The following is a 13,417-nucleotide window of genomic DNA, read 5'->3' on the forward strand; positions in this document are numbered from 1 at the left end:
CGAGGCGTGGTGAATTTAGCTAACTTTTAGCGAATTTTTAACGCTTATCTGCGACCAGCTTCAGCGCCTGCTCCAGCACGTTAATATCTGCCCCTGCTTTATGCGCGTTTTCACTCAGGTAGCGACGCCACTGGCGCGCGCCTGGAACGCCCTGGAAAAGCCCCAGCATATGGCGAGTAATATGCCCGAGATAGGCCCCGCTGCTCAGCTCACGCTCGATATACGGATACATGGCCCGCACCACCGCAACCGGATCGGCATCTTCACGCGCTACGCCAAAAATCTCACGGTCAACCGCAGCCAGGATGCCTGGGTTTTGATACGCCTCACGCCCGACCATCACCCCATCCATATGCTCAAGGTGCGCCTTTGCCTCTTCCAGCGATTTAATACCGCCGTTGATGGACATAGTCAGGTGTGGGAAGTCGCGCTTAAGCTGATAGACACGCGGGTAGTCCAGGGGCGGGATCTCGCGGTTCTCTTTGGGACTGAGCCCAGAGAGCCAGGCCTTGCGGGCATGGATAATAAACGTCTCACACTCGCCCCTGCCGGAAACGGTATCAATAAAGCTGCAAAGAAATTCGTAGCTGTCCTGATCGTCAATGCCGATGCGGGTCTTCACCGTCACCGGAATAGAGACTACGTCGCGCATGGCTTTGATGCAGTCGGCCACCAGCTGCGCATTACCCATCAGGCAGGCCCCGAACATGCCGTTCTGCACGCGATCGGACGGACAACCAACGTTGAGGTTGATCTCATCGTAGCCGCGGGCTTCGGCCAGTTTCGCACAGTGGGCCAGCTGCGCCGGATCGCTGCCGCCCAGCTGAAGCGCCACGGGATGCTCTTCGTCGCTGTAGGCCAGGTAGTCGCCTTTGCCGTGAATAATCGCCCCGGTGGTCACCATCTCGGTGTAGAGAAGCGTCTCCCGCGACAGCAGACGCAAAAAATAGCGGCAGTGGCGATCGGTCCAGTCGAGCATGGGCGCGATGGAGAAGCGGTGGGCGGCGAAGGCGGTAGCGGGCGTGACTGGCGGCATAGCGTACGTTTTTTCATCAAAATGGAAAAGGGGCGCTACTATAGCATACTCATTTCGCCTGAACAGCACGCCGGAACATTGTGCATAACCTATGCCCCGGATATCTTGTAATACAAGGTGCTGAACAGTGGATTATCAGACGCAAGAGCTGTTCAGGGAGTGTGTTTCTCTGACGACTTAAGGATTAAGCGTATGTCTCTTTGGTTTTCTTATTTGGGATTAGCTGCCGTATGGGTAGGTTTTTTTTTCTTTGCTTTTCTCTTCTTCTTTTTTGGTGCAAACAAAAAAAAGTATAACCAGCTCATTGAGTTATACCATGATCGTGGCTTCTCGTTTTATGCCCCCTATCATTTCCACTCTTTAATGGGTTTTTTCGGCTCTTTTACGCTTGTTTATTACTTTCTCTGTCTTTTGAAAAAGAAAGCCCCCCTTTTCATGTGGAATGATAATAAAGAAGTATACAATTTCTTTGATAGCATCCCAGGCGATCTCTATAGCTGGATGCATGGGTATTACAGAATTACACTTCTTTGTATGTGCTCGTGCGCTTTCGTTTTCTTCATGGTTCTTGCAAAATTCGTGGCTGAACATTTTGGTTAAGTAACCTGAACAGCACGCCGGAGGCATTGCGCCTCCGGCGGATAGATCATTAGAACGTCAGGCTGAGCTGCGCGCCTGCGCCCCAGGTTTCATCTTCGCCGTACAGACCCATCAGATCGACGTGAACACGGTTAAACGGCGCAAAGCCGATACCGGCGGTGGCGACGTTGCTGTCGTCCCCTTTCACATCGGCACGGTAGCCCGCACGCACCGCCAGCCAGTCAAGCGGACGCACTTCAGCACCCACGCCAACGTACTGGGAAGCCTCTTCGCTCTTAAAGCCTTTGGTTTCGGTTACATCGCCATCGGCGCTGAGGGTCACCAGATCCGTGTGCCACGCCAGACCTGCGGTCACCACCGGGCTGATCTGGTAGGTATCTTTGTAGTTGCGTACTTCCCCGGTGCGGCCGTTGCGGATCTGGATATCTTTGGTATCGATATCACGAGAGATCAGGTTCTGCCCGCTCAGGCCTACGGTCCAGTTATCACCAAAGTCAGCGGCAATACCGGCATCAACGTTGAAGCCGGTATCGTCGTTACGATAGCGGCTGCTGTTGAAGTCGCTGCTGTCGTAGTCGTAGATAGAGGTGGTGTAGTTGAACAGCCAGGTTTTTTGCAGCTTCGGCGTTACGCCGATAGAGACCGGCACGTCGCCAAACTGGAACTGACGCGCCACGGCCACGCCGTAATCGGAGACGATAGCGGCCCGTCCAGATGCAGTAGAGTTCAGGTTACGGGTGATCTCATCCGAGCCGGATGGAGAGAGCGCAGCGTTCAGCGCCACGCCTGCCGCAACCAGGTCGCTGTTTTGAATATTGCGCAGATAGTTAATATCCTGCTGGTCGATAGCAGAGCTCACGCGCGCATGCGCATAGGCTTTGGTTACGAATGCAAAGGAGAGAACGTCGTTGGGGATGCTGACTGCAATGCCCGCAGCGGCATTAGCGTGCGCCGTTTTACCCTTCAGGAAATCCAGCTCGTCGGCGAGGTCGCGTGCTGCTCCCTGGAACTGATCGATAGTGCCCAGCGGATTCGCAATAATTTGCGCCGTGGTCAGGTTATCAATGACGTCATCGTAATAGTCAACTTTGTCGTTAATATCATCGATTTCGTCCTGCAAATTATCTTTATCTGTAATCTGTGCCTGGACGCTTGGCAGGATGACAGTCACATTATCATCCGGTTTGGCCTTCGCCAGCAGTGCCGGGTTAATCAGTACGCCACTGCCGTAGCTGGCGGATGCGACACCGGTTCCGCCCATGGCATCACTACGTGCTTCTGCCCATGTATTCGCTGCCCCTGCCTGAGTGACTACTCCAAAAGAGACCGCAAGTGTTACCACTGAAAGCTTAAAAATTTTTTTCACAGTTTGCCCTGTCTTATTGATCAAAGGTCGATTTATGCCCTGCCAGTTATCGCCTGGCGAGAGGTGAACTATTGCTGTGAAAAGCGATGCTAAATGCAGCTAATTCGTTTTTTACCTGCATGAGAATATTTTTATTCGTAACAATCTGCGTCTTTTTATAAAGACTCTTTACTTATAGAGGAGGAAATTCGATTGGGGAAGTTTTTCTACTACGGGCGTTGAAAATTTCAGGTAAATGCCAGGGGTAAGGCCTCTTGCGGGCGGAAGGATGGCGTGGATCTCGGCGTTCGCCACAGGATATGGTAAAGTAGCAGTTTCAACGTTATTACATTACGTCACTTGAGGATGCCCAATGGATAAGACCACTTCGCAGCAGATGCTGGCACATGCTGAAACGCTGTGCGCGCAGCGCAACGTGCGCCTGACCCCGCAGCGCCTTGAGGTTCTACGCCTGATGAGCCTGCAACAGGGTGCGATCAGCGCTTACGATTTACTCGATCTTTTGCGTGTCTCTGAGCCGCAGGCCAAGCCGCCAACGGTTTATCGCGCTCTCGACTTCCTGCTGGAGCAGGGATTTGTGCATAAGGTTGAGTCGACAAACAGCTACGTGCTGTGTCACCTCTTCGATCAGCCCACGCATACGTCGGCGATGTTCATCTGCGATCGCTGTGGCGTGGTAAAAGAGGAAGCGGCTGAGGGCGTGGAAGATATCATGCATGCGCTAGCGGCAAAGATGGGCTTTGCGCTACGGCATAACGTTATTGAGGCGCACGGGCTTTGTGCAGCGTGTTCGGAAGTGGAAGCCTGTCGTCATCAGGGCGAGTGCCAGCACGATCACAGCATCTTAGTGAAGAAAAAACCGCGTTAGGCTACGAGGTAGAGCAGGAAGGGTCGGTACATCCTTGTACCGTCGGGCAGGGCATTCAAGCTGTCTATCTAGCGTGATTACCAGCGATACTCGTTACGAGTTTCCCATTCGCCGACTTCTTTCTCGGCCTGGTCTTTCTGATAACCGTAACGTTCTTGAATTTTACCGACCAGCTGGTCGCGTTTACCTTCAATAACGGTCATATCATCGTCCGTTAATTTGCCCCATTGCTCTTTCGCTTTACCTTTGAACTGTTTCCAGTTACCGCCGACTTCGTCTTTATTCATAATGGTATCCTCATCATCGTTCGGTGTTGAATAGCAATATTCGTTGGTCCTTCGTTACGTTCGTTATCTGCTGAACGTGATAATAATTGTAGCTAAGGATTTTCTAAGGTGGGATTTATTCGGAATATTTAACCATTCAGAGGCAAACAAACAACAGGAAGAGAGGGCAAAAAAAGAGGGAGCAAATGCAGGAACAAAAAAATAGATTAAGCGCTGTGGCAGGATAAAGCGAGCTGCCACAGGCACTTACAGGATATCAGAGCCATTCGCCGTTGCGAATAACGCCGACCGCCAGCCCTTCAATACTGAAATTCTGCTGACGCAGGTCAACAACGATAGGATCGAAGTCGCTGTTTTCAGGCAGTAGCTGTACGGTATTGCCCTGCTTTTTCAGCCGCTTTACCGTCACTTCATCATCAATACGCGCCACGATCACCTGGCCGTTACGCGCTTCCTGAGTTTTATGTACTGCCAGCAGATCGCCATCCATGATGCCGATATCTTTCATCGACATCCCGCTAACCCGCAGCAGGAAATCAGCGCTGGGCTTAAACAGGGAGGGATCGACCTGGTAGTGGCCTTCAATATGCTGCTGCGCCAGCAGCGGCTCACCGGCAGCGACGCGGCCAATCAACGGCAGCCCCTCTTCCTCTTCCTGCAGCAGTCGGATCCCGCGCGATGCGCCGGAAACAATCTCAAGAACCCCTTTACGCGCCAGCGCTTTCAGGTGTTCTTCCGCCGCGTTTGGCGAACGGAATCCCAAACGCTGCGCAATCTCAGCACGCGTCGGCGGCATGCCGGTCTGGCTGATGTGATCGCGAATGAGATCAAACACCTCTTGCTGCCTGGCTGTTAACGCTTTCATCCCGCCCCCTGGGTGTATATACAGTTATGCTGTGAGTATATACAGCAAAAACTGTTTTTGAAACCAAATTTTGAGCAAAACCGCCGCACAAGCCCGATTTTGCGCACCTTAGCGGTAATGTGGCCAGAGCAGCATGCCCCAGGTTGCCAGCGCAAGCAGGATAGACATCAGCACCGCCGCTGAGCCCATGTCTTTGGCCCGGCCGGAAAGCTCATGAAAATCAGTGCCAATGCGGTCAACAACCGCTTCGATCGCGCTGTTCAGGATCTCCACTATCATTACCAGCACTACGGACCCAATGAGCAGCACGCGGGTAATAGCGTCTACGTCGAGCCAGCAGGCGATAACAATAGCGAGGATCACCGCCACGGCCTCCTGGCGGAAGGCGGCCTCATTGAGCCATGCCGCACGAACGCCCTTCCATGAGTACCCTGCAGCTTTAATGATTCGGGTTAAACCAGTGGTATTATTGGCCATCAAAAGAACCTTTTTATGTAATTATCGTCAATGTCTATGCGAGCGTACCGAGGTACAAAAGATATTCTGCGCGCTTTCTGATATTCTTGCGGCGCAATGGCATTATTAACCAGAGGCTTCACATTGTTTATGTCCGGCTGGCCACGAATTTACTACAAATTACTGAATTTACCATTAAGCGTGTTGGTAAAAAGCAAGTCGATTCCGGCAGAACCTGCCCAGGAACCAGGACTCGATACCTCACGCCCTATTATGTACGTTTTGCCTTATAACTCGAAGGCAGACTTACTGACTTTGCGTGCTCAGTGTCTGGCACATGAGCTGCCCGACCCGCTGGAGCCGCTGGAGATCGACGGCGCGCTGCTGCCGCGCTACATCTTTATCCATAGCGGCCCGCGTGTTTTTAGCTGGTACACGCCAAAAGAAGATTCCGTTAAGCTGTTCCATGACTACCTGGATCTCCACCGTAATCACCCGGATCTGGACGTACAGATGGTGCCGGTATCGGTGATGTTTGGCCGCTCGCCGGGGCGCGAAAAAGGCGAAGTTAACCCGCCGCTGCGCATGCTGAACGGCATCCAGAAGTTCTTTGCCGTCTCCTGGCTGGGCCGCGATAGCTTTGTGCGCTTCTCCCCGCCGGTCTCCCTGCGCCGGATGGCCACCGAGCATGGCACGGACAAAATTATCGCCCAGAAGCTGGCCCGCGTAGCGCGCATGCATTTTGCCCGCCAGCGGCTTGCCGCCGTGGGCCCGCGCCTGCCAGCACGCCAGGATCTCTTCAATAAGCTGCTGGCATCAAAAGCAATTGCCCGCGCGGTAGAAGACGAAGCGCGTAGCAAAAAGATCTCTCACGAGAAGGCCCAGCAGAACGCCATCGCCCTGATGGAAGAGATTGCCGCTAACTTCTCCTATGAGATGATCCGCCTGAGCGACCGTATTCTCGGCTTTACCTGGAACCGGCTCTATCAGGGTATCAACGTGCATAACGCCGAGCGGGTCCGCCAGCTGGCGCACGACGGCCATGAAATTGTCTACGTGCCGTGCCACCGTAGCCACATGGACTACATGCTGCTCTCCTACGTCCTCTATCATCAGGGACTGGTCCCGCCGCATATTGCTGCCGGTATCAACCTTAACTTCTGGCCTGCCGGGCCGATTTTCCGCCGTCTCGGGGCATTCTTTATTCGCCGTACCTTCAAGGGCAATAAGCTCTACTCAACGGTGTTCCGTGAGTACCTGGGCGAGCTGTTCAGCCGCGGCTACTCGGTAGAGTACTTCGTCGAGGGTGGGCGCTCACGTACGGGGCGTCTGCTGGATCCGAAAACCGGCACCCTGTCGATGACCCTGCAAGCCATGCTGCGCGGCGGCACGCGCCCTATCACCCTGGTACCGATCTATATCGGCTACGAGCACGTGATGGAGGTAGGTACCTACGCCAAAGAGCTGCGCGGGGCGACCAAAGAGAAAGAGAACGTCTTTCAGATGCTGCGCGGCCTGAGCAAGCTGCGCAACCTCGGCCAGGGCTATGTTAACTTTGGCGAGCCGCTACCGCTGATGAACTATCTTAATCAGCACGTGCCGGAGTGGCGCGAGTCGATCGATCCGATTGAAGCGATACGCCCGGCCTGGCTGACGCCGACCGTGAATACCATCGCCGCCGATCTGATGGTGCGCATTAACAACGCGGGCGCGGCAAATGCCATGAACCTTTGCTGTACCGCGCTGCTGGCCTCGCGCCAGCGCTCGCTGACCCGCGAGCAGCTGACCGAGCAGCTGGACTGCTATCTCGACCTGCTGCGCAACGTGCCCTACTCGCCTGACGCCACCGCCCCGGCGGCAAGCGCCAGCGAGCTGATTGCCCACGCGCTGCAGATGAACAAGTTCGAGGTAGAGAAAGACACCATCGGCGACATCATCATTCTGCCGCGCGAGCAGGCGGTGCTGATGACCTACTACCGCAACAACATCGCGCATATGCTGGTGCTGCCCTCTCTGATGGCGGCCATCGTGACCCAGCATCGCCAGATCTCTCGCGAAGAGCTGCTGCGCCACGTTGACGTGCTCTATCCGATGCTGAAAGCGGAGCTGTTCCTGCGCTGGGATAACAGCGAGCTGCCGGACGTGATGAACGCCCTGATCGCCGAGATGGTGCGCCAGGGCCTGCTGGTAGATAAAGACGACCGTCTGTATCTCAACCCGCAGCGCTCACGCACCCTGCAGCTGCTGGCAGCGGGCGCACGCGAAACGCTACAGCGTTACGCCATTACCTTCTGGCTGCTGAGCGCTAACCCGGCCATTAACCGTGGCACGCTGGAGAAAGAGAGCCGCACCCTGGCCCAGCGTCTGTCGGTGCTGCATGGGATCAACGCGCCGGAGTTCTTCGATAAAGCGGTGTTTAGTACGTTGGTGCTGACGCTGCGCGATGAAGGCTATATCAGCGATACAGGAGATGCCGATCCGGCTAAAACCATGCAGGTCTATCTCCTGCTGGCGGATCTGGTAACGCCTGACGTGCGATTGACCATCGAGAGCGCGACGCAGGCGGAAGCGTAATAGTGAGGCCCGGCAAGCTTGCCGGGCCTCTTTTTTAGGTCAGGTAACTCACCGCCAGCCCAACAAACAGCGCCAGGCCCACGTAGTTATTGTTCAGGAAAGCTTTGAAACAGGCGTCGCGATCGCGATGCACAATCATCTTCTGCTGCCAGATAAACAGCGCGCCTGCTACCGCAATCGAGGCATAGAAAGCCCAACCCAGCCCGTTCAGCCAGCCCACCGCCGCCATCAGTACCAGTACCAGCACCTGCAAAATACCGACGATCAGCTTATCGTGACGACCAAAGAGAATAGCCGTCGATTTAATGCCGATCTTGACGTCATCGTCCCGATCCACCATCGCATAGAGCGTATCGTAGGCCACCGCCCACAGAATGTTGGCGAAGAACATCAGCCAGCAGCTCAGGGGAACCGACTCGCTCACGGCGGCAAAGGCCATGGGAATCGACCAGCCAAAGGCGGCACCCAACACCACCTGCGGCAGGTGGGTATAGCGCTTCATGAAGGGGTAGGTCCAGGCCAGCGCCAGCGCCGCTACCGACAGCAGGATGGTCATCAGGTTGAGGGTCAGCACCAGCACAAACGCCAGCAGCACCAGCACGACAAACAGGTTACGCGCCTCTTTTTCACTCACCGCGCCGCTCGGCAGCGGCCGGTTGGCAGTGCGCTTCACGTGGCCATCAAACTTACGATCGGCGTAGTCGTTCACCACGCAGCCTGCGGCGCGCATCAGCCAGACCCCGGCGATAAACACCACCAGGATCCCCAGCGGCGGCACGCCCGGCGTCGCCACCCACAGCGCCCACAGGGTGGGCCACAGCAACAGCAGCGCGCCAATTGGCTTGTCCGTGCGCATTAAGCGGTGATAAGCCAGCAGCTTACCCTGCGTAAGACTCCACTCCATTTCTACTCCTCTCGATACAGCGGTGATGCAGGTAAAAACAGCTCCGTCAGCAGCAGCGGCTTGCCGCCAAGGCGCAGCCGGGAGCGGCGTCCCCAGAGATCGGCGTGACGGCCTATTTCAATAAAATCACGGGTCAGGGTTGATGAGGTAAAGAGATAGCGCCCCAGCGGCGTATTGCCCAGCCGCTGCAGCGCCAGCTCCGGACCGCTCAGGGTCGACTCCGGCACCACCGTACGACCAGCCAGCCAGGGCTCGCCGTCGGCACAGAGCAGGATCTCCCGCAGCCAGTAGCGTGATGCCTCGGGCAACAGAGCGCGCTCTTCCGGCACCTCATCGGCGGTGACGAACGCCTCTCTTATGAGCGTAACACTCACCTGGCAACCCTGCTGCTCAAAACGCTTGGTCATTGAGTCTTCCAGCAGCAGCCAGTCTAGCAGGTGCGGTTCAAGTGCGGGGATTGCGTCAAAATAGCGCAGCGCGCGCAGTTGCGTTAGCGCAGGGTGTGGCATGCCTTACTCTCCGGTACATAACGTAGCAACAGTGTATCGCAGAACAGGCAGATCGGGAAAAAGGGTGCACCGGTGAAGGTGCACCAAACGGACAAAATCAGCATTGTGGGGAGACGATCACCCCTTGCCTTTTACACTGCTGATAAACGTAGCGCGGGCGGACGTCGAGCCCAGGCTCTCAGCCTCATTCAATAGTTTGAGTGCTTTATCGATATTGCCGCTGGCGACGGCCTGTTTAATACCCTGGTTAAAGTAGTTTTCCGTATCGTTCAGTACCGGTTCATGCCTGGCTGCCGGAGCCGGGGCTTGTGCAGGTGCGGCTGCCGGAGCAGGTGCGGCTGCCGGAGCAGGTGCGGCGGCCGGGGCGCTGTAGGCGGTGGTCGGTGCGGCAGTATTACCAACGGTCACGGCAGCATGGCCGGAAGAGCCAAAGATCGGGCCGACCAGAATGCTGGAGGCAGAGTTAGTGCTGACTTTGAGTTTCACCGTGCCGTCCGGCGTATGGCGCGCCTGTGGATCCGGAATATCCGGTACCGCGTTACCCACGCCTTTCGCGTAGGCCTTTGCCGGGTTGATCATGGTGGTGGTGCGCTGCAAATCTTCCGGGGTGGTGAAGACCAGCAGGTAGATTTTTTGCTGGCCCAGCGCCGGCGTCAGCTTGATGATCCCCTCAAGACGGTCGGCAGACATCACGCCCGGCTCCTGATAGGTGAAGTAGCTGCTCGGGAACCACGCGGCGGGGGTCAGGTTTTGATCGAGCACCAGCACGTTGGGCGCAAAGATCGATTTTTGCTTATCCGCGACGCTGGTCAGGGTAAGGGTTAACTCACCGATGTTGGCCGGCACGCTGTAGGCGGCCACTTTACCGGTGATGCCGGGTACGTTCAGGGTTTGCCCTGCCGTCGCCAAATTGGTGGTCTGGGTTTGTGAATTAGCAACCGGGGTCCAGGCGAGCTGCTGGAGCGTCCCTGTCGGGATGGCCGGCGCGGCTGAGGTGTCCTGCGGAACCAGGTTTACGTCGGCGAAGCTGACTGCGGGTACGCAGGCGAGCAGCCCTGCACCGAGGCAGAGCGCGAGAAGCGTTTTTTTCATTTTCATTATGGTGACCTCTGTAGAGATGACGAGACGGTAGCCAGGCAATAGCGCGCCGCGTCAGGATAGATCGCTTACTGGTATAAGAGGGGCCGAAGCCCCTCTCTGGTACTGCATTACATCAACGCTGTCTTACCACCAGATTTCCATCTGGGCACCGAAGGTCCACTCGTCATCATCGCCGCGGCTGAAGGTACGGGCAGAGGTATCCTGGTAAGCGTAGCCCGCGGTGTAACCCGCGTTTCTGTCGCTGTTGTTGTTAGCGAAGCCGAAGGACTCATCCCACTTGGCGTAGGTTGCGAACACGCGCAGCGCCGGACGGGACCAGATGCTGTCGCCTGCCTGCCACTGCTGGGCCAGGGTCACTTTGACCTGGTCGTTGGTGGAGTCGGTACGCTGGGACTTCACGTTGTCATAGCCAACTTCCAGCAGGGTGCTCATGATCGGTGTCCATTTGAACATCGGACGCACGCCCACGGTCCACCAGCGGGTGCCGTTGCCGTTATCCAGATCGATATCCTGGTACATACCGACGTACATCATGTCCCAGCGGTCGCCCATCGAGATGGAGCCGTGGTCGATAAAGCGCAGCAGGTGGCCGTCGTTGTTAAGCTGAGCGCCCTGCGGAATGCCTTTACCGTTAGAGGTCATGGAGTCGGTAGCGTACTGGACGATGAACTTGTTGAAGCCAGTGCCGATGGTCTGCACGTGCTCACCGGTGAACAGCCAGCCATCTTTACTTGCGTTTGGCTGCAGGTAGTAGTCATCCGGCAGGTTGGTGTGACCGTAGTCAACGCCCAGCTCCAGGGTACCGCCCGGGTTCACTTCCATACCCGCTAAACGCACGTCAAAGACGTCGTTCGGCACGATATTGTCATAGGTACGATCGCCAGTAATCGGATCGCGATCGGCGAAGGTTGAGGAGCCGCCGGACTCAGATGAACGGGTGCCCGCCAGAGAGAGTTTACCGAAACCGAGATCGATGTTTTCGATACCTGCGCCTGGGCCAGAGATATCCCAGTAGTAGAAGTCGATCATGTGGACGTCATGACGCTGGTAGAAGCGTTTACCTGCCCAGATGGTGGAGCCTGGCAGCGCTTCGATCAGGTTTTTACCCTGAACGTTGGCTTCGCGGAAGGCCGGGCTGGTGGCTTCCCAGTCGTTCTGCTGGGAAACGGAGTAGGCTACGTTGGTGTCGAAGTAGAAGCTCTTATCGCCCTCTTTCCACACTTCCTGGCCCAGTTTGATCTCCGCATAGGTTTCACATTCGTTACCAAGACGGTATTTACTTTGGGCCCCGGTCGCCTGGAAACACTCTTGCGGGCCGCCGCTGCCGGTCCAGCCGATGCCAGAACGGGCGTAGCCTTTAAAATCAACAGCACCCGCCTGGGCTGCCATCACGCCTGCTGCTATGGCGACGGCCAGAGGGAGTTTGCGCAGAGTAATCATCGTTCTATCTCCTGAAGCTTTGCTTGCTTTTCTTTGTAATGGGAATGCTTAAACGCCAGGCTCCTGATGCAATCTCCGACAGGCGCTGCCGTCCTCACGGAACAGATGGCAGCGCTCCGGCGGCAAGCCGATAGCGAATGTGGCACCCTCTTCTACCAACACCACGTCCCCCTGGCGGTAAACCAGGTTTTGACGGATGGCGGGGATCTGGATATGAATTTGCGTTTCGTGACCTAACTGCTCAACAACCTGTACCTGCCCCTCCAGCGTGACATCGGCGATGTCGCTGGGCAGCAGATGCTCGGGACGGATCCCAAGCGACATATTTGCGCCCACCTGGACGTGAGCACTGTCTACCGGCAGCCAGATCTGCTGGCGGTTCGGCAGCTCTACCTGCACCTGCTCAATGGCGGTAGCGGTCACTTTTACCGGCAGGAAGTTCATCTTGGGCGAGCCGATAAAGCCCGCCACGAAACGGTCTGCCGGGTAGTGATAAAGCTCCAGCGGCTTGCCAATCTGCGCCACGCGACCGGCGTCCAGCACCACAATCTTGTCCGCCAGGGTCATCGCCTCGACCTGATCGTGGGTGACGTAGATCATCGTGCGTCCAAGGCGCTTGTGCAGGCGGGAGATCTCGATCCGCATCTGCACGCGCAGCGCCGCATCAAGGTTCGATAGCGGCTCATCGAGCAGGAACACGCGCGGCTCCGCCACCAGCGTACGGCCAATGGCGACGCGCTGGCGCTGACCGCCGGAGAGCGCTTTCGGCTTGCGATCCAGCAGATGGCCCAGCTGTAACACCTCGGCGACCTGGTTAACGCGCTGGTTAATCACGTCTTTCTTTGCGCCAGCCAGCTTCAGGCCGAACGACATATTTTCTGCCACCGAGAGGTGGGGATAGAGCGCATAGGACTGGAACACCATGCCAACGCCGCGATCCGCAGGGGGGATCTCGTTCATTCGCGTATCACCAATCATGAGGTCGCCGCTGGTGATGGTCTCCAGCCCGGCAATCATGCGCAGCAGGGTCGATTTTCCGCAGCCTGACGGTCCGACAAACACCACGAACTCCCCCTCCTGGATGTCGAGGTTGATATCTTTTGATACCACTACGTCACCCCAGGCCTTCGTCACATTCCTCAGCTGCACGCTCGCCATGCCCTTCTCCCTTCCTTCGTTACAACCCTGAAACATTCAGTTGCAGTGAATATGCGTCATGCGTAAGTCAGGCGAATCCTCCACCCCCCGGTTTTTTATGGGGGAGGAGACGGGAGGATGAGCGGCATGGCTCTGCCACCGGGGCCGCGGGCTGCGGGCAATTTTCGTGATGCCACCAGCAAAAATTGCGGCGCTTTTGTGTGCGCCGGTACGCATAACTCTGTTTTATGTAACAAAGATCACACATCACGGC

13 protein-coding genes are annotated in these 13,417 nt (G+C 56.4%); 3 read left to right on the forward strand and 10 right to left on the reverse strand.

The genetic code is table 11. From position 1 onward, the window contains the following. Positions 1 to 37: 37 nt before the first annotated feature. Entirely contained in the window at positions 38 to 1,036 is a 999-nt protein-coding gene (dusA, locus tag NR795_RS15050; RefSeq protein WP_144816744.1) for a tRNA dihydrouridine(20/20a) synthase DusA, read from the reverse strand. A 192-nt stretch (positions 1,037 to 1,228) separates the two neighbouring features. Here dusA and NR795_RS15055 point away from each other — a divergent pair, with 192 nt between their 5' ends. Then, positions 1,229 to 1,636, forward strand: coding sequence for a hypothetical protein (locus NR795_RS15055; RefSeq protein ID WP_257758627.1), 408 nt, complete (start codon positions 1,229 to 1,231; stop codon positions 1,634 to 1,636). Between the two features lie 49 nt (positions 1,637 to 1,685). Here the strand turns inward: NR795_RS15055 and NR795_RS15060 are convergent, their stop codons facing one another. Next, positions 1,686 to 3,002: a conjugal transfer protein TraF gene (locus NR795_RS15060; RefSeq protein ID WP_144816753.1), complete on the reverse strand. Its 1,317-nt coding sequence runs from the start codon at positions 3,000 to 3,002 to the stop codon at positions 1,686 to 1,688. A gap of 352 nt (positions 3,003 to 3,354) precedes the next feature. On the opposite strand from NR795_RS15060, the gene zur reads away from it, so the two are divergent. Beyond that, positions 3,355 to 3,870, forward strand: a complete 516-nt coding sequence (gene zur / locus NR795_RS15065) for a zinc uptake transcriptional repressor Zur (protein WP_144816755.1) — start codon at positions 3,355 to 3,357, stop codon at positions 3,868 to 3,870. A gap of 77 nt (positions 3,871 to 3,947) precedes the next feature. Here zur and NR795_RS15070 read toward each other — a convergent pair whose 3' ends face one another. From NR795_RS15070 to NR795_RS15080, 3 genes are all read right to left on the reverse strand, one after another. Then, on the reverse strand, positions 3,948 to 4,157 hold the full coding sequence (locus NR795_RS15070) for a CsbD family protein (RefSeq protein WP_042388878.1): 210 nt from the start codon (positions 4,155 to 4,157) through the stop codon (positions 3,948 to 3,950). 256 nt (positions 4,158 to 4,413) lie between these two features. Then, entirely contained in the window at positions 4,414 to 5,022 is a 609-nt protein-coding gene (gene lexA / locus NR795_RS15075) for a transcriptional repressor LexA (protein WP_042388880.1), read from the reverse strand. 108 nt (positions 5,023 to 5,130) lie between these two features. Beyond that, the gene (locus NR795_RS15080) at positions 5,131 to 5,499 is read right to left on the reverse strand and encodes a diacylglycerol kinase (RefSeq protein ID WP_144816758.1); all 369 of its coding nucleotides are present in this window, start codon (positions 5,497 to 5,499) and stop codon (positions 5,131 to 5,133) included. Positions 5,500 to 5,628: 129 nt separating this feature from the next. Between NR795_RS15080 and plsB the strand changes: the two genes are divergently transcribed. After that, on the forward strand, positions 5,629 to 8,052 hold the full coding sequence (gene plsB / locus NR795_RS15085) for a glycerol-3-phosphate 1-O-acyltransferase PlsB (protein ID WP_144816760.1): 2,424 nt from the start codon (positions 5,629 to 5,631) through the stop codon (positions 8,050 to 8,052). Positions 8,053 to 8,086: 34 nt separating this feature from the next. Here the strand turns inward: plsB and ubiA are convergent, their stop codons facing one another. The 5 genes from ubiA to malK form a co-directional block, all read right to left on the reverse strand. Beyond that, a complete protein-coding gene (gene ubiA, locus NR795_RS15090; protein WP_257758628.1) occupies positions 8,087 to 8,956 on the reverse strand; it encodes a 4-hydroxybenzoate octaprenyltransferase in 870 nt (289 codons plus the stop codon). 2 nt (positions 8,957 to 8,958) lie between these two features. Beyond that, positions 8,959 to 9,465: a chorismate lyase gene (gene ubiC / locus NR795_RS15095; protein WP_257758629.1), complete on the reverse strand. Its 507-nt coding sequence runs from the start codon at positions 9,463 to 9,465 to the stop codon at positions 8,959 to 8,961. A 117-nt stretch (positions 9,466 to 9,582) separates the two neighbouring features. Further along, a complete protein-coding gene (gene malM / locus NR795_RS15100) occupies positions 9,583 to 10,563 on the reverse strand; it encodes a maltose operon protein MalM (protein ID WP_257758630.1) in 981 nt (326 codons plus the stop codon). A 126-nt stretch (positions 10,564 to 10,689) separates the two neighbouring features. Continuing rightward, a complete protein-coding gene (locus NR795_RS15105) occupies positions 10,690 to 12,006 on the reverse strand; it encodes a maltoporin (RefSeq protein ID WP_144816768.1) in 1,317 nt (438 codons plus the stop codon). A gap of 48 nt (positions 12,007 to 12,054) precedes the next feature. Further along, the gene (gene malK, locus NR795_RS15110) at positions 12,055 to 13,164 is read right to left on the reverse strand and encodes a maltose/maltodextrin ABC transporter ATP-binding protein MalK (RefSeq protein WP_144816770.1); all 1,110 of its coding nucleotides are present in this window, start codon (positions 13,162 to 13,164) and stop codon (positions 12,055 to 12,057) included. Between the last annotated feature and the right edge of the window lie 253 nt (positions 13,165 to 13,417).

It is taken from the genome of Pseudescherichia sp. L3 (assembly GCF_024656065.1).
GTDB lineage: Bacteria > Pseudomonadota > Gammaproteobacteria > Enterobacterales > Enterobacteriaceae > Pseudescherichia.